At 57.9% G+C, this 20,209-nt stretch carries 20 protein-coding genes and 1 pseudogene; 20 read left to right on the top strand and 1 reads right to left on the bottom strand.

The window, feature by feature from the left end:
- Positions 1-1,019 precede the first annotated feature (1,019 nt).
- The 18 genes from CAI21_RS04250 to CAI21_RS04165 all read left to right on the top strand — a co-directional run bounded on the left by CAI21_RS04250 (position 1,020) and on the right by CAI21_RS04165 (position 16,493).
- The gene (locus tag CAI21_RS04250) at positions 1,020-2,450 is read left to right on the top strand and encodes a sigma-54 dependent transcriptional regulator (protein ID WP_116301157.1); all 1,431 of its coding nucleotides are present in this window, start codon (positions 1,020-1,022) and stop codon (positions 2,448-2,450) included.
- On the top strand, positions 2,447-2,779 hold the full coding sequence (gene fliE / locus CAI21_RS04245) for a flagellar hook-basal body complex protein FliE (RefSeq protein WP_116301156.1): 333 nt from the start codon (positions 2,447-2,449) through the stop codon (positions 2,777-2,779). The genes CAI21_RS04250 and fliE overlap by 4 nt, the downstream gene beginning before the upstream one ends.
- A gap of 20 nt (positions 2,780-2,799) precedes the next feature.
- A complete protein-coding gene (gene fliF, locus CAI21_RS04240; RefSeq protein WP_116301155.1) occupies positions 2,800-4,446 on the top strand; it encodes a flagellar basal-body MS-ring/collar protein FliF in 1,647 nt (548 codons plus the stop codon).
- A complete protein-coding gene (locus CAI21_RS04235; RefSeq protein ID WP_116301154.1) occupies positions 4,418-5,482 on the top strand; it encodes a FliG C-terminal domain-containing protein in 1,065 nt (354 codons plus the stop codon). Before fliF ends, CAI21_RS04235 begins: the two co-directional genes overlap by 29 nt.
- A 9-nt stretch (positions 5,483-5,491) precedes the next feature.
- A complete protein-coding gene (gene fliH, locus CAI21_RS04230) occupies positions 5,492-6,220 on the top strand; it encodes a flagellar assembly protein FliH (protein ID WP_116301153.1) in 729 nt (242 codons plus the stop codon).
- 10 nt (positions 6,221-6,230) lie between these two features.
- On the top strand, positions 6,231-7,556 hold the full coding sequence (fliI, locus tag CAI21_RS04225; RefSeq protein WP_181919260.1) for a flagellar protein export ATPase FliI: 1,326 nt from the start codon (positions 6,231-6,233) through the stop codon (positions 7,554-7,556).
- Positions 7,553-7,978: a flagellar FliJ family protein gene (locus CAI21_RS04220; protein ID WP_116301151.1), complete on the top strand. Its 426-nt coding sequence runs from the start codon at positions 7,553-7,555 to the stop codon at positions 7,976-7,978. The genes fliI and CAI21_RS04220 overlap by 4 nt, the downstream gene beginning before the upstream one ends.
- Before the next feature lie 200 nt (positions 7,979-8,178).
- Positions 8,179-8,460 (top strand): flagellar biosynthesis anti-sigma factor FlgM, encoded by a 282-nt coding sequence (flgM, locus tag CAI21_RS04215; RefSeq protein ID WP_116301268.1) that lies wholly within the window; start codon positions 8,179-8,181, stop codon positions 8,458-8,460.
- Positions 8,457-8,900, top strand: coding sequence for a flagellar export chaperone FlgN (gene flgN, locus CAI21_RS04210; protein ID WP_116301150.1), 444 nt, complete (start codon positions 8,457-8,459; stop codon positions 8,898-8,900). Before flgM ends, flgN begins: the two co-directional genes overlap by 4 nt.
- 364 nt (positions 8,901-9,264) lie before the next feature.
- The gene (fliD, locus tag CAI21_RS04205; RefSeq protein ID WP_220347752.1) at positions 9,265-10,566 is read left to right on the top strand and encodes a flagellar filament capping protein FliD; all 1,302 of its coding nucleotides are present in this window, start codon (positions 9,265-9,267) and stop codon (positions 10,564-10,566) included.
- The gene (gene fliS / locus CAI21_RS04200; RefSeq protein WP_116301149.1) at positions 10,563-10,961 is read left to right on the top strand and encodes a flagellar export chaperone FliS; all 399 of its coding nucleotides are present in this window, start codon (positions 10,563-10,565) and stop codon (positions 10,959-10,961) included. The genes fliD and fliS overlap by 4 nt, the downstream gene beginning before the upstream one ends.
- Positions 10,945-11,259, top strand: a complete 315-nt coding sequence (locus tag CAI21_RS04195; protein WP_116301148.1) for a hypothetical protein — start codon at positions 10,945-10,947, stop codon at positions 11,257-11,259. Before fliS ends, CAI21_RS04195 begins: the two co-directional genes overlap by 17 nt.
- A 63-nt stretch (positions 11,260-11,322) precedes the next feature.
- Positions 11,323-12,309: a flagellar hook-length control protein FliK gene (locus tag CAI21_RS04190; RefSeq protein WP_181919259.1), complete on the top strand. Its 987-nt coding sequence runs from the start codon at positions 11,323-11,325 to the stop codon at positions 12,307-12,309.
- A gap of 70 nt (positions 12,310-12,379) precedes the next feature.
- The gene (locus CAI21_RS04185; protein WP_116301146.1) at positions 12,380-12,829 is read left to right on the top strand and encodes a flagellar basal body-associated FliL family protein; all 450 of its coding nucleotides are present in this window, start codon (positions 12,380-12,382) and stop codon (positions 12,827-12,829) included.
- Between the two features lie 48 nt (positions 12,830-12,877).
- A complete protein-coding gene (locus CAI21_RS04180) occupies positions 12,878-13,567 on the top strand; it encodes a FliA/WhiG family RNA polymerase sigma factor (protein ID WP_309544652.1) in 690 nt (229 codons plus the stop codon).
- 8 nt (positions 13,568-13,575) lie between these two features.
- Positions 13,576-14,448 carry a flagellar motor stator protein MotA gene (gene motA / locus CAI21_RS04175; protein WP_116301145.1) on the top strand — a complete coding sequence of 291 codons (873 nt, stop codon included), beginning with the start codon at positions 13,576-13,578 and terminating at the stop codon, positions 14,446-14,448.
- Positions 14,445-15,344, top strand: coding sequence for an OmpA family protein (locus CAI21_RS04170; RefSeq protein ID WP_116301144.1), 900 nt, complete (start codon positions 14,445-14,447; stop codon positions 15,342-15,344). The genes motA and CAI21_RS04170 overlap by 4 nt, the downstream gene beginning before the upstream one ends.
- Positions 15,345-16,010: 666 nt before the next feature.
- The gene (locus CAI21_RS04165; RefSeq protein WP_220347751.1) at positions 16,011-16,493 is read left to right on the top strand and encodes a hypothetical protein; all 483 of its coding nucleotides are present in this window, start codon (positions 16,011-16,013) and stop codon (positions 16,491-16,493) included.
- 29 nt (positions 16,494-16,522) lie between these two features.
- Here CAI21_RS04165 and CAI21_RS04160 read toward each other — a convergent pair.
- Positions 16,523-16,989, bottom strand: a pseudogene (locus tag CAI21_RS04160) (universal stress protein).
- Positions 16,990-17,406: 417 nt separating this feature from the next.
- Here CAI21_RS04160 and CAI21_RS04155 point away from each other — a divergent pair.
- Together CAI21_RS04155 and CAI21_RS04150 are read left to right on the top strand one after the other, a co-directional pair.
- Positions 17,407-18,906 (top strand): SulP family inorganic anion transporter, encoded by a 1,500-nt coding sequence (locus CAI21_RS04155; RefSeq protein ID WP_116301142.1) that lies wholly within the window; start codon positions 17,407-17,409, stop codon positions 18,904-18,906.
- 365 nt (positions 18,907-19,271) lie between these two features.
- Entirely contained in the window at positions 19,272-19,466 is a 195-nt protein-coding gene (locus tag CAI21_RS04150; RefSeq protein ID WP_116301141.1) for a SymE family type I addiction module toxin, read from the top strand.
- Positions 19,467-20,209 lie beyond the last annotated feature (743 nt).

Genomic DNA, 20,209 nt, shown 5'->3' with positions numbered 1-20,209 from the left:
CCCAAGCTTTTCCAGTTTCAATTTGGTCAAGCTCTCAGAAGGGACGCCATGATAAACTTTAGACTTTGCGCCCATTTTTGTGATCCATGTCATACAGTGATATTAGGCAACCGGAGGAGCAATATATGACTTTGCTCACTTCCGACACCCCCCTCGCCAATAATACACTTGGGGTACAACACACCCCTTATCGCCACAAATGGCCGTTGCTTTAATTTAACAACGCGCTTGTTACAAGCGCTTGACGCGCAGCCCATCACGATAATGATGGCGCCCATCTACCTCTTTAGCATGCGCCCGTTCTACCTAAAAAACCAATGCATCCCTTTGATTTGTTAGGCCTGTCACAAAACGGGCAACAAGTTTCCGAGCCGCAACGGCGTGAGCTGAGGTCACCAGCGTGAGCCCCGCCAACCCTAAGATCACCTTAGTCTCGTGGCTTGGCAAAATTTAAATCAAAATTTATCAAAAAAATCACGGCACCTTATAATAAAAGTGATAATTTCGTCACAAAAAGACGAAACAAATCTGCTATCAATAACTCTACAGACGGCCTACGACGGGGCGTTAGCCACCAACGACCGCCTAGGGCTACCGATAAGCAAAAGTGTGAAAAACCCGTCAGTTTTCCCCTAAAGTTTCCGCGCACACTGCCTATAAGAACATATACAAGGAAGCGTCCATATCGATTCGGCGATGCTGCAAAGCGGAAGCTCTCGCAAGGATGCGATGGGAAAGCGGATGTCCCGGTCACTCGTAGAGAAACGATTGATGCGACCAGGAAGGACGAAGCCGATTCGACGCTTCATGGGGGCTGAGCAAGACAAGATGCGACGAAAACAACGGCGTTCGGTGCCCAGCATCTCGCCCCGAACGCGGCAGCCATGAACGGCTGCCAGCACAGGCATCGGAATTGATCTTGCTCAGAAGCAGACCGTTCGGGGGGAGAACACCTACCGAACCCCTCTTGCTCAGCAACCGCGCAGTCGCTTGAGCAGAGGACAAGTAAGAAGGTGCTAATGGTGAAAAGCCTGGGTCAAATCACAGACTTTCCCGCAGAAGGGCAAAAGGGGGGAGCGCCCGCACCCAATACTTTATTGGTTATCGGTACCGCCGATGGATCAATGCAGTCGTTGCTGGCAACGGGTGCCTCTAAAGAAGGCTACCAGACGCTAAGTTTCTCCCACACGGAACAGATAGACGCGGATGCATTAGAAGCGGCGAGCCTGTTATTTATTTTCGTCTCCGACATCCCGCAACAAGCGTTGCTACCTCAAGTCGCAGCTTTGATTGATAAAGCTCGCGACATCAGCGTTATTCCGGTCGTCGGTTACCAAGATCAAGAAAAGGCCGCCTCCCTTTTAGAGCTCGGCTGCGCCGATTTCTTACTCTCGCCCTTTAGCGAATCCCAATTAAGAGCGTTACTGCGCCGGCAAGAGCAAGTGCGGGCCGCGGAAGAGGGTTTCGTAACCTCCTCGCCGGTCGGTCGCCGCTTGCTCGCCATGGCGCAACGCGTTGCGCTGGCCGACGCGCCGATCCTCATAACCGGCGAAACCGGCACCGGTAAGGAATTGATGGCGCGCTACATTCACCGTTTCTCCTCCGGCGAGGAGGCGCCGTTTGTGGCCGTCAACTGCGCTGCCATACCGGAACCCATGCTCGAATCGATTCTTTTCGGTCACGAGCGCGGCGCCTTCACCGGAGCCGTGACCGCGCAGCCCGGTAAGTTCGAACTGGCTAACGGCGGCACGCTGCTACTCGATGAAATTGGCGAATTACCGCTCGATTTACAAGCCAAGTTGTTGCGCGTCTTGCAGGAGCAGCGCGTCGAAAGATTGGGCGGTCATAAAGAGAAAGAATTAAACGTTAGAGTCATTGCGGCCACTAATCGCGACCTACGGCGGGAAGTCGCCGAAGGCCGTTTCCGCGAAGACCTCTTATTCCGGATCGATGTACTGTCGCTGCATATCGCACCGTTGCGAGATCGACGGGAGGACGTCATCCCGCTTGCGCAACGCTTTATTCGGCAATACGCGCCGCAGGAAGCCGGCCACGAGTTACTCACCGAGAGCGCTAAGCGCGCCATGCTGCTGCACGAGTGGCCAGGCAATGTGCGAGAGCTGGAGAACGCCATGCAACGGGCGCTGGTGCTCCGCAACGGCTTATTCATTCAACCGCACGATCTTGGTCTACCCAACCCCGAACCGCAAGCACCTGCACCGGAGCCGCTGCAAGAAGCGGCCGTCGAGGGCAAAGCTGCACTACGGGCACGCGGCAAGTGGGCCGAGTATCAGTACATCATCGATGCAATTCGGCGCTTCAACGGACACAAAGCGAAGGCCGCGAAAAGCTTGGGTATAACCCCGCGTGCATTGCGTTATCGCCTCAAAGCGATGCGCGAGCAGGGGATCGATTTGAATTCCGACTGGTTAGGGGAAAGTCAGCAATGAGTTCGATTTTGCAGGTTCAGCAGGGGCTCGCGAGCGAAATGCAGCAACTCGCTACTATTGCCGAAGGACAGGCCATCAAACCGGCTGCTGTCTTTAATCAACCGCAAGCAAACACGATCGGCGGCTCCTTCGAAGCGGCTATTCGCGCGATCGATACCCAGCAACACCGAGCCGGAGCGGCAACCGCGGCCGTTAGTCGCGGCGAAAGCGACGATCTGGTCGGGGCCATGGTGCAAAGCCAACGGGCAAGCATCTCGTTTACCGCCCTAATGGAAGTGCGCAACAAGGTTGCGTCGGCATTCGACGAAATCTGGCGCATGCCGGTTTAACTGGTCTTGAGTGGTGAAACGTGCTGCAGAACGTTGCGAATAAACTAGGCGTCGAAGACCTAAAGCTGGATCCGCGCTGGACCCTTTTGGGACTGGCCGGCCTTGCCATTGTGCTCGCCCTGCTGGTGGTGTTCTATCTTTGGCGCGATAACGTCGCCTTCCAGCCGCTTTACGGCGCCGGCGAATCCTTTCCGGCTGCGGAAGTCATGCAAGCGCTGGACGATCAGCGAATTCGGTATCGGGTGCATCCGCAAAGCGGGCAAGTCATGGTTCGCGAGGATCAGCTCGGCGAGGCGCGCATGTCGTTAGCCACCCAGGGTATACAAGTATCCGTACCGCCAGGCTATGAGCTGTTCGACCGCGACGAGCCCTTAGGTAGAAGTCAGTTTGTCCAGAACGTGCGCTTAAGGCGCAGCATCGAAGGCGAATTGGCGCGTACCGTTATGGCACTGCAAGGTATCGAGCAGGCGCGAGTTCACTTGGCTCAGGAAGAGAACAACTCCTTTGTCGTCAGTAACCGTAACCCGCCTAAGGCCTCGGTTATGGTGCAGTTACGCCAAGGCCATCGCCTGGCACCGGAACAGGTGAACGCGATCACTAACCTGATCGCCAACAGCGTTCCGGGCCTCGAACCTAAAGATGTCAGCGTCGTCGATCAGTATGGCACCTTGCTCTCGCGAGGCGCTGCTGGCTGGGGCGGCCCCACTCAAAACTGGGGCATCGTCGAGGAATATCAGGAAAAGGCCGTCAGCAATATCGAAAAGGTATTGGCTCCCATCGTCGGCCACGGCAATTACCGAATCAGTGTCGCCGCGGACATCGACTTCAGCCAGCGGGAGGAGACCTCGCAGTTGTTCGGCGAAGAAGGCCGGTTACGCAACGAAATTCTCAACAACGAAACGGTATTCGGACAACTGGCACTCGGCATTCCAGGCTCGTTGGCCAACCTCCCTGCCAATCAGGGAGCTGCCGCAGGTAACGAAGAAAACGAAGGCAACAACCCTTCCGCCGTTAGCGAGCAGGCACAACGAAGGCTGGACTACGACCAGACGATCAGTCACGTTCGCTATCCCTCTTTCGAGCTACGCCGACAAAGCGTGTCCGTCGTGCTGAACGCCCAAACCGGCCCCGAGGGCGGTTGGACCCCGGAGCTGCGCGAAGAGCTTGCCGCGACCATCACCAGCGCGGTCGCTTTTAACGAGGCTCGCGGCGACGTACTGACGCTAAATGTCTTTCCGTTCGCTCCGGTAGAAATGCCCGTTCAGGAGACGATCTGGTGGCAAGATCCCGATGTCCATGCCTTGGTACGGCTCGGCCTTGCCGGCTTACTCGGGCTGTTCCTGATTATGTTGGCGGCTCGGGCCATTCGCGCCGCGCGCCCCACACCGTTGCCGGCTCCCGAACAGATCGAGGAAGAAGAGGAGCAAGAGCCAGCGGCGATGCCAGAAGCATTAGTTCAACAGAACGAACGCAAAGCGCTTGCTAACCGGCAAGTCTTCAGCGAACTCAATCCGCTGGCGGAGATTCCGCTGCCCGATCCCAGCTCCGGCCTGGAGCTGCAAATCGAGCACCTGCGGATGCTAACGGAGAACGACCCCGAGCGGGTTGCGGAAATCATCAAACACTGGATAGGACGTAATGAGCGAGATCGAAAGCCCACGGTCTGATGCCAAACGCTCGTCGAAAGAGCTGACCGCGCCCGAACCTCAATTGCGCTCGGTCAGCTCGCTCGAGCAGGCTGCGATCCTCATGCTGAGCATGGGAGACGAAGTGTCCGCATCGGTGTTGCGGTATTTATCGCGCGAGGAAATCGTCAATATCAGTCAGGCGATGGCTCGGGTTAGCAACATCAAGCGGCCCGTCGTCTCCGACGTGATCAGCCGCTTTTTCGACGAGTACAAAGAACAAAGCAGCATCAAAGGCGCCTCCCGTGCGTACTTGAGCAACATGCTCAACAAAGCGCTCGGTAGCGACATCACGCGCACCCTGCTCGACGGTATCTACGGCGAGGAAATCCGCGCCAAGATGGCAAAGCTGGAGTGGCTCGACCCGGCGCAGTTCGCCACCTTGTTGGCCGAAGAACACGTGCAGATGCAGGCCGTCTTCCTCGCGTTCCTGCCGCCGGCAATGGCCACTTCGGTGCTCGAGTGCATGCCGCAGGAGCGCCAGGACGATCTCCTTTATCGGATCGCCAACCTAAGCGACGTCAGTAGCGACGTTATTCAAGAACTTGAACAGCTGATCGACCGTAGCCTGGAAGTGCTCTCCATGCAGGGCTCTACCGTGCACGGCATCAAACAAGCGGCCGACATTATTAACCGCTTCTCGGGCAACCGAGATCAGATGTTCGAGATCTTACGGGCGCGCGACCCACAACTGGTCAGCAGCATCGAAGACCAGATGTACGACTTCTTCATTCTCTCCCGGCAGCCGGAAGAGGTTCTGCAGGTTCTGCTCGAGGTTATTCCGCTCGACGAGTGGGCAGTCGCCTTAAAGGGTGCCGAGCCGGAAGTTGTGAAAGCCGTCCACGCCGCGCTGCCGCGCCGGCAGATGCAGCAGCTAAACAATATCAATCGCCGGCAAGGCGCGATTCCCATCAGCCGGATCGAGCAAGTCCGCAAGGAAATCATGGCGATGGTGCGTGAAATGGCAGCCAACGACGAGATCCAGCTGCAACTTTTCCGCGAGCAAACTGTAGATTAAGGGGACGGCATGGCGATAAAAATCATCAAAAATGCCGGCGCGTCATGGCGGCAGCACCGCTTCCCGCCGCTATCCCAAACGCTACGACAACCTTCCGGGGTCGGAGAAACGGCCCAAGCGGAAAACGATCCCGCCGCCTTACAGCGGGCGATCGCCGACGGCTTTCAGGAAGGGGTTGAGAAAGGGTTCAGCGAGGGCCTTGCGCAAGGACACGAGGCCGGCCACCGGGAAGGCCTTAGCAAAGGTTTCGAAGAAGGCGTCCAACAAGGACGCCAACAGGGTCATGAGCAAGGATTGGCAGAAGCCAGAGAAAACTTCGCTCAACTCGGCCAACTCATGAACAACGCCCTGGCCGAACTCGACGCCGTTCGCCGGACCTTCAGCGAAGAACGACGTAAAGAGTTGCTGGAGCTGGTGCAGAAGGTGGCCAAACAAGTCATTCGCATGGAGCTGACCTTACACCCGAACCAGCTCTTGGTGCTTGCCGAAGAAGCCTTGGCGGCCATGCCCGGCAAGCAAGAAGAAGTTCGCATTCTGCTCAACCCCGAAGAGTATGCCCGCATCAAAGATCTCGCACCGGAGGCTGCCGCCAACTGGCGTTTAGTGCCGGACGACAAACTCGGCCTTGGCGAATGCCGCGTCGTCACCGCGCATGCGGAAGCCGACGTGGGTTGTCAACAACGGTTGGAATCCTGCATGGATACGCTGGCCGAACACATGACCTTAGAAGACAACTGAGATCATCGCTATGGGCGCGACCTTCAAGCTCGACGAAGCCTTACGCTCGCTGGACACGGTGCAGCTGGCTAAAGTTAGCGGCCGCTTAGTCCGCGCCACGGGGCTCTTACTGGAAAGCCTCGGCTGCGATCGTTCGATCGGTCAACGCTGCTACATTGAAACCGCCGATGGGCGTTTACTACAGGCACAAGTTGTCGGCTTCAATCGCGATATAACGTACCTGATGCCCTTTAAAAAACCGGTCGGCCTCACCACTGGCTCCCGCGTTTACCCCGCACCGGAGACGATCAGCCTAAAGATCGACGACTCCTGGTTGGGCCGCGTAGTCAACGGCTTAGGCGAACCGCTCGATGGGCGTGAAGCACCAACCGGCTGCGACGTGCTGCCGGTCGAGCCAACCGAGGTCAACCCGTTAGCGCGCAAGCCGGTAACCGAGCCGCTCGATGTCGGCGTCCGCTCGATCAACGCACTGCTCACCGTCGGCAAAGGCCAACGGGTCGGTTTATTCGCCGGCAGCGGCGTGGGTAAGAGCGTGCTATTGAGCATGATTACCCGCCATACGAAAGCGGATGTGGTGGTCGTTGGGCTTATTGGCGAGCGCGGCCGCGAGGTCAATGAGTTCCTTACCCATTCGCTGGGTCCGGAAGGGCTGAAGAAAGCCGTGGTAGTCGTCGCACCGGCCAACGAGTCGCCGCTTATGCGGCTGAAAGCGACCGAACTTTGCCACAGCATCGCCACCTATTTCCGCGACCAACAGAAAGACGTGCTATTGCTTGTCGACTCGCTGACCCGCTACGCCATGGCACAACGGGAAATCGCACTGGCATTAGGCGAACCCCCGGCGACAAAGGGTTATCCGCCATCGGTGTTCGGCATGCTACCGCAATTGGTGGAGATGGCCGGTAACGGCGAGCAAGCGAACGGCAGCTTAAGCGCGCTGTACACCGTATTAGCCGAAGGCGACGATCAGCAAGATCCGGTCGTCGACACCGCACGGGCCATTCTCGACGGCCATATCGTGCTATCGCGCCGTTTAGCCGAAGCCGGCCATTACCCCGCCGTCGATATCGCCGCGTCGGTAAGCCGTTGCATGGGTCAGGTCAGCACGCCGGAGCACCTCAAAGCCGCTCATCAACTCAAAGACCTGCACTCGGCCTACGAACGAATCAAAGACCTAATCCCGCTCGGCGGTTACAGCGCGGGCGCCGACGGCAAAACCGACCGCGCCGTCCAACTTGCTCCGGTCATCGAGCGCTTTCTTAGGCAAGACACCGGCCAAGGCGCCAACCTCTCGGACAGTATCACCGGCCTCCAAAATATTGTGGCGAATACATGAAAGAACAGATAACACTGCTCAGTAAACTGGCCCACGTGCGCGGCAAACGGGTGCGGGAAATCGAGGCACGGGTCGTCTATCAGCGCAACCGTTGCCAGCATTACCGCGACAACATTGCCGGCCTCACGCGGCTGTGTAACTTCACGGCCGAAATGCGCACCTCCATGCAGCGACACAATCAACAGCATTACAAAGCCACGCTGCATAAAATGATGGAGCTACAGCAACGCGAACTTGCCGCGGCGGAAAATGCATTAGCGCGGCTTGAGCGGGAACTGCAAGCGGCGCTTCGCCATGAGAAAGTGGTCACAAATGCCGTCGATGCACGGCGTGCCGAGTGGTCGCGGACGCTTGCCAAGCAGGAACAAAAAATACAGGATGGTCTGGCCGTCCAGACCTGGTGGCAACACCAGGCTTCGTGAGCGATAGTGGCCGATAAAGCATGAGTGTCCTCGCCCTTGCATGAGCCAAGGCGCAGGTTAAGAAGCAACGGCTTCTCCATGCTTATTTAATTTTCCACTACGGACGGTCGCTCATATAGAGAAACGCTGCTCGTCGCCTAACCCCCTAGGGCAAGGAAAGCGGTCGGCGTTTCCTAATAGACCCGGTGCTGGAAGACATCATGGAAATTAACAGACACTTTCGAATCACTCCTCCAACGGCCGTTGACGGCCCCGGCTCCACCCGAGAGGAGGCAGCCCACCGGAAGGAGAAGAGCGTACCGCTTCAGGAAGAAGCGACGCTGCCTATCGGCCAAATGCAACAGGCCCTACGGGCGATGCCGGACGTCGACCTGGAAAAGGTCGCCGAGATCAAACTCGCGTTACAACGCGGCGAAGTCTCACTGGACGTAGAGGAACTGGCACGCAGCGTAATGGCCTACCATCGCGGTAGTGACGTGTGAACCAGACCCAGAAACTGCTGAGCGTCGTCGCCGACGACATCCAAGCCGATCTCCGTGAGTACAGCCGCATTCGCGAACTCATGGAAGCGCTCTATGACGGCTTGCTCGAACGCGATTCCGTACGTATCGGCACGCTTAACGGGGAAATCGCCGAACTGACGGAACAGGCGAAACTACGGGCCGAGCGACGCAGCAAGATTCTCATTGCCTTTCGCCTGGAAGCGGATGCAGACGGCATGCAACGCCTGTTTTCGGCGTTCAACGAACCGCTTAAGACACACGTGACGGATAACTGGCAACAACTCGGCGACCAGATCGCCGAGTGCCAACGCCTGAATAATCGTAACGGTAAGCTTCTTGCCATGCATCAGGAGATTCTCGGCCAACTAATGGGCACTAAAGATCCCAGCCAGTTGTATCAAGAACCCGAGAGCTATTAAGGCAACGCCGACTAACACCCCCTGGGCCAACCGGCCGGTGCGACGCCGGTCCACCTTGAGACGCCGCACGACCTACCGCCCCCTTGCTTTAAGCCCCTGCCCAAGGGCAAGACAATTATTCATCCTTTCCTTAATAAGGCAGCTCTAGTAGTCGCCTTTCTCTAGTAATAGCCGGCGAGCCTTGCCACGGCCTTTTACAGCTCGTAGACGTTGCCGCAAAAGCGGAAACGCAACTTCCCCCTCAGCTGTGCCGGCAGCGGGAAACGGAAGTCGGCTTTCAGGCTAAAGGCCCGAAAACCAGGTTCTGGCTAAGCAGAATCGCTGGCATCAATATTGCTATACAAGTTCTGGGAGAAATTTCGATATGATGAATATAGACGCCGATTACGTCCGAGAAATGTCCACCCAGTTGGCCAGCTTTGCCGTGCATGGCCAACTGCAACGCCTGGACCGCCAGGAAGCTCGCTACCAAACCGAGCTGAGTGCGCTCCAGGCGCTGCGCAGTGCGCTGAACGATTTCAACCGCACGGTGACGGACTTGCGAAGCGCTTCGCAAATGGTCATCAGCAGTGCGACCTTCAGCCACGAGGATTATGCTACTGCCGACATCGGTAGGAAGGCGACCGACGGACGTTATCAGTTCCACGTCGAGCAGCTCGCCAGCGCTCACCAGCTCGCTCTTGAAGGCCTCACCGAAGACGACCTTAATGGCGGCGAGCTAACGCTGACACAGGGCGGCGAGTCCTTCACCGTCGATCTCGATGGTGGGCTTACCCTCCAACAGCTGGCCGCCGCCATTAATAACCACGACGGCAATCCGGGCGTAAAAGCGTCTCTGGTACGCAATAATGGCGAAAACATTCTGATGCTCACCAGCGAAGAAACGGGTGAGGAGAATGAAATCTCGCTCAGCACCACGGGAGCCAGCGCGAATCTCGCCGCGGCCGCTAACGACCCGCGGCAGCTTGCCCAAGCTCGGGACGCGCACGTTTACCTCGGCGGCGAGGGCGGCATTCTGCTCACCAGTGCCACCAACACGTTCGATAACGTCATCGAGGACGTCAGCCTCACCTTTACTCGCACCCACGCCCCCGGCGAACAACCGCTGACGGTGGATATCGCGCGCGACCAAGAGGCAACGACCGAACAAGCGCAGAGCTTTGTTTCCGCATTTAACAAATTGATGGATGAATTCGACGGCAAGTTGGCCAGCGGCGGCGAGGACAGCCCAGCCGGCGCCCTCGCCAGCGACGCCGGCGTGCGCGCCATCCAGAGCCAACTCAACCGGATCATCCGCAGCCAGTTCAACGGTCAGGATTTAATGTCTTACGGCATCATGGCCGACCGCAACGGTCGCCTACAGATCGATGCCGACCGTTTTGAAGCCGCCATCGCCGAAGACCCGGACGGTTTCGATGCCTTGTTCATGGGTAGCGATGGGATGTTGAACACGATCAACGACACGTTGCGCGTCTACACCAACAATACCAACGGCATTCTCAAAGGCCGCATTGACCGGGTGAACTCAAGTCTGACGCGTCTTGACCGACAGTTAGAAGACATCCAGCGGCAATACGACACCTACTACGACCGCTACCTGCGCCAGTTCACGCAAATGATGCAGACGATGCAGGCGATGCAGCAAACACAAGGGATGTTCCTATGAACGATTACTTCCCTGATGACGGTTACGGCCACTACCGACAGGTAGATCTCGAAGCGCGAGCCGCCACCGGCTCGCCTTACGAGCTGGTTCTGATCCTGTTCGACGGTTTATTCGACGAACTGGCACGCGCACGCGGCCATATCGAAAACAAGCGTTTCCAGGAAAAAGGCATCTCGCTCGAGAAGTGCATGAACATATTGAACAGCTTGAGCAGCGCCTTGGATTTCGACGAGGGCGGCCAGCTCGTACAAGACCTAGCACGGCTCTACGACTACTGCATCTATCGCCTAGCCGATGTCAGCGTCACCTTATCGCTAGAAGGCCTCGACGAAGTAGAAAGCCTGCTCAGCACTATTCGCGAAGGCTGGGAGGGCGTTTATGCCGCCCGGCGTTGATGCGCAGCGCTTGCAGGCCCTGCACCGCCTGCTTGAACAAGCACTGGCGACAGGGGACTGGACTCAGATCGGCAAGATCGATACGGCGATTCGCCGGCAACTGCAAAAGCCGGCGATTCGCACCCCGCACGACGCCGATGTCGTAGCGGCCAAACAACAACTGAAAGAAATGCACGCCAAAGCCTTACAAGCGTGTATGGACGAATGCGACAACCTACGCCAACGCTTAGCCGACCACGTGGAGTACGGCGAAGCACGGGCCGAATACCAACAGGTAGAGCTGTTCCAGGGGAGCTAGCGCGTGATTCTACTAACATCCGCTCCAATGCCCGAACCGGCCGCACACAAGGGCCAGGAGGCCATGTCTATACGACAAGGCGCCATTCTAAAACAAGGCGACACGGCCGAAACCGGGCAATCGGTACCGATGTTCGAGCTCCCGCTCGAATTATGGGCCGAAGCGGAGCAGGCATTGCTCGCCGAGCAAGCGGCGGATCCATCGACCGCGCTCGACGAGGCTGCCTTACGGGAAAAAGCCCAGGAACTGCTCGCCGAAAAAAGCTTACAAGAGCAGCAATTGGCGGAGAAGTGGTTGCAAGGGGCGCTGCACCAGCGCGATGCCGTTATCGAAGCCCGCGGACAAAGCCAGCCGGCGCCCCCACTGTTCGAGCGCGCCTTAGCCGGTAGCGAGGCCCGGCCGGCCCACCATGCCGTCAGTGCGATGCTCAATAGCTTTAGCGCAATCGCCCCCATGACGCCGGCGGTTACCGCCGCCCAGATAGAGGCGGCACTGTCCGCCCAGGGCGAGCGGGTTGTTCCGACCACTATGCTGCAAGCCGGTACCGGCGAAACCCAGCTGCTGGGTGCGACCGGACAGCAGCAAGGCCAAACGGCCGCCATCGAACAGACGCTGAAATTGCAGGCGCCCGAAGCGAAATGGGGCGAACAAATGCTTCATGCGCTCCGTAAAACGGTCGATATGCAACTACAGAACCGAGTGCAAAACGCCACCATCCGGCTCGATCCGCCGGAGCTTGGGCGCTTGGATATCTCGCTAAGTCACGACGCGGGGCGTTTGAGCATTCAGATCAATGCCGCTCACGCCGACGTCGCCCGTTTGTTGCACCAAACCAGCGAGCGCCTCCGCAACGAGCTGATGGGCGAGAACTTCGTGCACGTCGACGTGAATGTCTTCTCCGACAACCAGCAAGGACGCCAAGAACAAGCACAGGCCGGGCAACGGATGGCGCTCGACGAGGCCATAACCGTTAACGGCACCGCCGATAGCGACGAAACGACGACACAGGCGAGAACGCAAAACCGCCAGGACGTTCTGGTCACCGTATAGCGAAACCGGGGGCGTGCCGGCAACGGCAATCCCCCTCCGTATAACCGACAAAAAAGCGGAAACGATAATAATGGCTCGATTCTTCCTACTCTCCGTCGTGTCCCAAGCCATAATCGTAGCCATCGGCGTAGGTGCACTGTATGTCCTGCTCAAACCCGAGCCGACGTCGGCGTATCACGAGGCGACGCTGGGCCAAGTCGAATACGACTATTTTCCGGTAGAGCGAATCATCGTCAGCCTGCCCAGTAACGGCCGCGAGCGTTATTTCGTACTCGACCTGATGTTGGTCAGCGAACAAGCGGACAACGAGGCCGAGCAGAACCGCGTTGCCCGCGTCGAGCCGCTGGTTCGCAACTCCGTGATCTCTTACCTCTCCGATTTTCAGTTCGAAGAGCTGCGCGCCATTCCCGTCGCCGAACTACAACAGCGCCTTGAACAGGCCCTGCTGCGCGACTTCCGGGAGAAACGCGTCGCGACGCCTTTCGATCATGTACTGATTAGCAAAATACTCGTTCAGTAAGAGAATCGCGATGAACGGCAACGCTTCCGTACACGAAGGTACCCCCCGCTGGAACACGCTGGGTTTCTGCCCAACGACGAGCAGCGCTGGGTAATGCAGTACCTTCCCTTGGTCAAACGGATAGTCAGCCAACTCTCGCTGCAAGCGAACCAGGTGCTCGACCAAGAGGACATGGAACAGATCGGTTTAATGGGTTTGCTCGAAGGGCTGCGCCGTTACGGCGAACCCGACGAGCAGTTCGGCGCGTTCGCAGCGCGCCGCATCCGGGGCGCGATACTGGATGAGTTACGGCGGCAGGACTGGCGCCCGCGACAAGTGCGTCAACTCGCGCACCGCGTCCGCGACACCATCCGCGCACTAAGCCTGGAGCTCGGCCGTCCGCCCTTAGATAAGGAGGTTTTGCAGGCCACGGGGCTTAGCGAGGCAGAGTACCAGGAATATCTGCACGCGGAATCGTCCGAGGCGCTGGAGAGCCTCGACAAGCTCCTGCAGAACGGTCAGGAAGCTTTCCCCGAACCGGGAGAAGGGCTGGAAGAACGGGTCGTCAAAGAGCACCTGCTAGCGCAAGCGCTCGGCGAACTGAGCGAGCGCGAACGCATCGTACTGACCCTGTACTACCAGTATGAATTAAGCCTGAAAGAAATCGCCTTAGTGCTAGAAGTTAGCGATGCCAGAGTCTGCCAACTCAGCAAGCAGGCACTCACCAAGGCAAGCCGTTTTTTAAGCGAGAGGTCCTAGTCGACGTTATGCAAAAGGTACTCGGGGCATTAATCATCCTGATGGCCGTGTTGGGTGGTTACGCCATGGCCGGCGGCGACATGCGGGTGCTATGGCAACCGGCGGAGGTTGTTATTGTGGTCGGGGCCGCCTTGGGGGCATTGGTCATCGCTAACCCGAAAGAAGTGCTTTCGGAGATGTGGTATCAGGTCAAAGCCGTCGTCATCTACAAACGGCACAGCCGCGAATTCCAACGCCAACTTTTGATGCTGCTCTACGAATTGCTGGAAATGGTCGAAGTCGGCGGCTTGAAAGCGCTCGATGCCCATATCGAAGAACCGGAACAAAGCGAGTTGTTCGCTCGTTACCCGCTGATTCTCGAAGAGCCGAACCTGATGGCCTTTATCGCGGACAACTTCCGCCTCATGGCGATGGGCAAGATCAACGCCCACGAGCTGGAGGGCTTTCTCGAACAAGAACTGACGGCGATGGAACATACCATGATGACGCCGGCCCGCTCGCTGCACAAAATTGGCGAAGCCATGCCCGGCTTCGGTATTCTCGCGGCGATCATGGGCATTATTATCGTCATGGGCCGGATCGACGGCTCGATGTCGGAGATCGGCTCCGGCGTCGCCGCCGCGCTGGTCGGCACCTTCCTCGGTATTTTCCTCTGCTACTGCGCGTTCGAGCCGCTCAGCAACGCAATGTCGCAACGGGTAAAAACCGAAATGTCGGCCCTGGAATGCGTCCGCACCACGCTGGTCGCGCATCTGGCCGGCAAACCGACCCTGCTTGCCGTCGATGCCGGAAGAAAACTGATCGAGCAGGATGTTAAGCCTGCCTTCCGCCAGCTGGAAACCTGGGTCGAGCAGTACGAGCAGGAACGGGAGGCGGCATGAGGCAGCGGTCCCGTGGCGGCGAGGTCGAAGTCACCGTTATCAAGCGCCCCAGCAAGAAGCGGGGCCACGAGGAAGAACACAGCGGTGCCTGGAAAGTCGCTTTCGCCGACTTCACTTTGGCGATGATGGCGCTGTTCATGGTACTGTGGATCGTGCAACCGCTAGGCTCCAGCAGCGACGAAGCGAGCGAGCCGGAAGACGGCGCACAACGAGCCACCACCCCCATCGAAGGCGGCACCGGCATCTTCGACGGCATTAGCCGAGTCCCCGTCGAGTTGGAAGACCTTCGCGTCGTGCTACCGCCTATCGAGCCGGAGGATGTCTACGGCCACTACAATTCGCCGGAAGAGCTGCTGCAACTGGCCGAATTGCTCGACCGCGTAGCCGCCGAACTCGATGCGGTCGCCAACCTGGAAGTCGAGGTCGTCCCGCAGGGCTTACGGATTCTGATTAAGGACGACGAAGAACGCTATATGTTCGAACGCGGCAGTGCCGTACTGGATCCGCACTTCGGCAGCTTACTGCGTCGGCTTGGAGAAGTGCTACGCAACATCGACAACAAGATCATCATCAGCGGCCACACCGACGCCACGCCGTATCCGGCCAACGCGCTATACAATAACTGGAACCTCTCCGGCGACCGCGCTCTGCGCGCCCGCCACGAGTTAGTGCGCGCAGGCTTGCCGGAAACATCGATCCTGCAAGTAACCGCACAGGCCGACGTTATGCCGATACGGCCGGAGGAACCTGAACATGGCGCTAACCGCCGTGTTGAGATGGTCTTGCTCACCCGCGCCGCGGAAGCCTTGTACCGAGAAATTTTCGGCGATAGCTACACTCGCGCTCAGTATTCCTCGTCCGGTGCGAAGCTGATCGAAGCGTCGGAAGAGATCTAACAACGTGCCGAAATAACGCCTTATCCTGCCGCAACCGCGCAACGGATTGCGGCAGGATAGGGGTACCAATCCCCCCAAACGGCCCCCTGACAGCTACCCCGACACCCCGAACAAATTCGGGCCAATTAAAGAAACGGGGGGTCTGGAATGGCGCAATCCGGAGCTGAACGGGCCACCACGGCAGTGGCAGCACCGTAGGTTGTGGTTGAGCCAACGGCGAAACCCAACATCCCCCCAGCCCCTTCCCACCCAGCAAGCGTTTGAAGATGTTGGGTTCCGGCTACGCCTCAACCGCAACCTACGGCTGCCGTAGCACTCCCACGTCTCCGGTAGGATGGGTTGGCCCATGCGGGGCAGGCACGCGGCCAGAACCGCCTTTCGACGGTCACTCTAGCGGGCCGCCTCAACCGGGTCCGTTTGATTCGCCCCGCCGCACTTTCTGTGCCCCCTCGTCCGGCCCAACGGGATTATGCTTCGGCTCCTCCGTATAAGGTCCGTAACAATCCAGTACCCACGCCGGCAAATTTCCTGGCATATTGCCAAAACCGACCGGCGTGCTATAAGTATCACGGAAAAGGGATTAGCGAATAAGGACTTCGCCGCATGGAAACTCGGCCGCCGGCCCCAAAAGGATTCAGTTGGAAAGATTTTCACACTAGCGCTTTCGTGAAACCCGACAGTTGGCACGAAAGAACGGCGTCGCAAAAGCAGCCGCAAGCCGCACACGACATTTGTGCAGTGAGCCCGGAGCGCTTCTCCGCAAGCCGCTGGTTCGAAACCGGTTTCACCGTCCAGATTGCTCGCCTGACCAGCGCCTGGCAGCGCAGCGCCCAAGAGTATGCCGCCGGCTACTTGGCGCCTTTTGTTATGGGCCTACCGGATAAAGATATGCTGCGCTTCACGACCGGCTCGTCGGAAGCAGGCATCGAGACTATAATTTGCCGCTTTCGCGATGCCCCCAAAGGCATGAAGCCGGTCATCGTCCATAAATTCATCATGACTCATGAGTCCAGCCGCAGCATGTGGGCCTTCACCTTCGAGGCACCGGCCAAGCGCTGGGAACGAGAGTGGGAGCGCTTCGGCACGCCGATACTGCAACAAGTCTGCGTATTCCCGACGCTGGAGCCCAGCCTCAGGCCACAACACTAAGCAACTTCCTCGCCTCTTGCCCCGGTTAACTACTCCACCGGGGGCAAGTGCCGGCTTTGCTCGGACCCCAGCTCGACATCATGCACCGCTAGCACCGGCGGTTTGGCATGCCGCACCAGCCACTCGGTCGCACTGCCATGAAGGAAGTGCGACAAACCGCTACGACTACGGGTACCCATCGCGATCATATCCGCCCCCAACGCTCGGCATGCTCGCTGATTTTCTCCGCCGCGCTGCCAAACTCCAACGCCTGCTCCTCGCCCTCGCGCATCCATTTTTGCAGCTTCTCCAAGGCCCGTTGCTCGGCGTCGCTGCGAATGTCCGCCGCATGCATCGGGTTAATGGTCGGATTCGCTGTCTGAGCGGCCAATTGGCTTGGGTTTAACACGTGTAGGATGCGAATCGTCGCATCCTCGGGGCAGTAATCGCGCGCAACCGCCAAGGCGCGTGCCGAGGCAGGAGAGAAATCCACAGGGACAAGGATACGACGCAGCATAGCGACTCCAAGATAATGATCGTTGAACTAGTGCCCAATCGGCGTCCGGCCATGAACACGCACAAGCCCGCTAAACCGGCAAACCAAAAAGCGATCAGCCACCAGTAAGAGTAACGTAAGATCGACAGGCTGTCCTAGCCTGATCTTGACGCTCATCAAGCTTGTATCGCCGTAACAAATCGCATAGACTCGCGCGCTCTCTTATTTATTAAGGAGCTGATCGGGAGCCTCGTGCCGAAGACTTGCTCGCGACACACGCCGTACGACCTTGGCCCGATACGAACGCGGCTCACCACAACCTTCAACGGTTACGTCTTGCGCCGAATGGCCCGTTGGCCCCCCGCCTCCTAACGATCCCAATTGGCTCCCAAACATATTAGCGAGTCGATAGCCCCTCTTTAAGGTAAGGATTCATAAATGCTGCCTGACGCGCTCAAGCGCCGCACGGATACGCTGCGCCATGAATGGTTTTGCAATGTTCGCGGCGATCTCATCGCCGGTATCGTCGTCGCCCTGGCATTGATTCCGGAGGCCATCGCCTTTTCTCTGATCGCCGGCGTTGACCCCAAAGTGGGCCTTTACGCTTCCGTTTGCATCGCTATCGTTATTTCCTTTGCCGGCGGCCGACCGGCAATGATCTCCGCCGCGACGGGCGCGATGGCGTTGTTGATGATCACGCTAGTCGACGAGTACGGCGTCGAATATCTGTTTGCGGCTACAGTGCTTACCGGCATTTTGCAGATTATCGCGGGCCAGCTGAAACTTGCTCGCTACATGATGTTTATTCCGCGTACCGTGATGCTCGGATTCGTGAACGCCCTGGCCATTTTGATTTTCATGGCCCAGTTGGATTACTTCGTCGGCCACGGGTGGATAACGTACGCGATGATCGCAGCGGGCTTAGCGATCCTTTACGGCCTACCGTACATTTTCCGAGCAATACCGCCGGCACTCATCGTTATCATCGGCTTATCGGCCATCGCAATATACTGGGAACTTCCGGTCGGTACTGTCGGCGACGAAGGCGAACTGCCGGCCGGCCCGCCGATATTCGGCATACCCATGGTGCCGTTCAACCTCGAGACCTTAGGCATCATTCTTCCCGTGGCGCTGACGCTAACCGTAGTCGGATTGCTGGAGTCGCTGCTCACGGCATCCATCGTCGACGACTTAACCGATACAACAAGCGATAAAAACCGGGAATCGAGCGGCCAAGGCTTCGCCAACATCGTTTCCGGGTTCTTCGGCGGCATGGCCGGTTGCGCCATGATCGGACAGTCGATCATCAATGTGAAATCCGGTGCATTGGGCCGTCTATCCTGCCTTGCCGCCGGCGTATACCTGCTGTTGCTTATTCTCTTCCTTAGCGACTGGGTTGCCTTAATTCCCATGCCGGCGTTGGTCGCGGTGATGATCATGGTTTCCATCAGCACCTTCGACTGGACCTCGATCCCAATGATGGCAAAGATGCCTCGTACGGACGCCGTGGTTCTCATCGTCACCATGGGCACCGTAGTGCTCACCCACGATTTGGCTATCGGCGTGTTTGCCGGTGTCTTATTAAGCGCGGTTTTCTTTGCACGCAAAATGGCCCACCGCATTCAGGTCACGGCGGAGGACAGCGCCGATGGCCAACATCGGACTTACCGCGCCTCCGGCTTCTTATTCTTCGTTGCCGTGGATAATTTCCTCGATAAGATCGACTACGAGACCAAGCACCGGGAAGTTACCTTGGACTTGAGCAAGGTCTCCCTATCCGACAGCTCCGCCGTCGGCGCTATCGATAAGATCGTGCTCAAACTCCGTCGTAACGGAGCCAAAGTCGACGTCGTCCTGCCCGAGGAACCGCAGGCACGCGAGCTTATGGATAAACTCGCCGCTTACGACAAAGCCGGGGCAGATGCGATAGCACATTGAGAAAGCAACGCTAGCTGTAAAAACCGCTGCTTTCGCAGCGGTTTTTTTATGCCTCATTACCCTTGAGCCGGAACAGATACGGTTTGGCTACCGTAATGGACGTTTCACAGCTTGACCTGTACTACCCGACACCATTAACCTTCTTCTCGGAGCTTGACAACTCCAACAGGCGGGCCAAACCGCACCCCGGAAGATTGCGGTTTTTTGTGCCCGAAATCCGGGGCTCGATGGCCGGGAGGCCCAGGGAATAAAATACCTGCGCGCAGGGAATACCTGGGGCAGTACCTGTTGCTGTTGTCAACCTCCCGGCCGCCCAATTGGGGGCGGCTCTTCATGCAACTTGACAATTGCAACAGGAGAAATACATGCAAGAACGCAATCTTAAGGTGCGCAAAGGCTATCGGGATTATTCTCTCAAGCCTCGTCCGCACTCTAGAAACACAATCATTCCTTTCGTTTTACTCAAAGGCGCTTGGCTTGAAAAAGCCGGCTTCGTCATTGACCTTCCGATCCGTGTGCAAGTGAGCGACCAGCGATTGGTCATCACACCGCGCGCTTAGGTTGCTATCGTTCAGCATGAAGCCGACACGGCTGTAGCCGCGTCGGCTTCATGCTTTTATTTGCACCACCTCCCCCATACCCGAAAAAGCGCGAGCTTTTCGAGATTGTCCGAGTTGCCGGTATCAATAAAACGCCCCCCCTGACAGCTACCCCGACACCCCGAACAAATTCGGGCCAATTAAAGGAACGGGGGGCTGGAATGGCGCAGCCCGGAGCTGAACGGGCCACCACGGCAGTGGCAGCACCGTAGGTTGCGGTTGAGGCGTAGCCGAAACCCAACATCTTAAAACGCTTGCTGGGTGGGAAGGGGCTGGGGGGATGCTGGGTTTCGCCGTTGGCTCAACCACAACCTACGGCTACCGTAGCGCTCTCACGTCTCCGCTAGGATGGTTTGGCCCATGCGGGGCAGGCACGCGGCCAGAACCGCGAGTTCGTTGTGGAAACTCGGCCACCAGCCTCAAAAGGATTCAGTTGGAAAGATTTTCACACTAGCGCTTTCGTGAAACCTGACGGTTGGCACGAAAGAACGGCCTCGCAAAAGCGGCCGCAAGCCGCACACGATATTTGTGCAGTGAGCTCGGGGCGCTTCGACACACCGATACTGCAACAAGTCTGTGTATTCCCGGGGCAGATGCCGGCTTTGCTCGAACCCCAGGCCGACATCATGCACCGCTAGCACCAGCGAGTTGGCATGGCACATCAGCCGCTCCCATGAAGAAATGACGACAAACCGCTACGACGA

The sequence above is a fragment of the Alkalilimnicola ehrlichii genome, assembly GCF_003399765.1.
In the GTDB taxonomy this organism is placed as follows: Bacteria; Pseudomonadota; Gammaproteobacteria; order Nitrococcales; family AK92; genus AK92.
The sequence above is the reverse complement of the archived record's forward strand: the minus strand, read 5'-3'. Positions and strand labels throughout refer to the sequence as shown.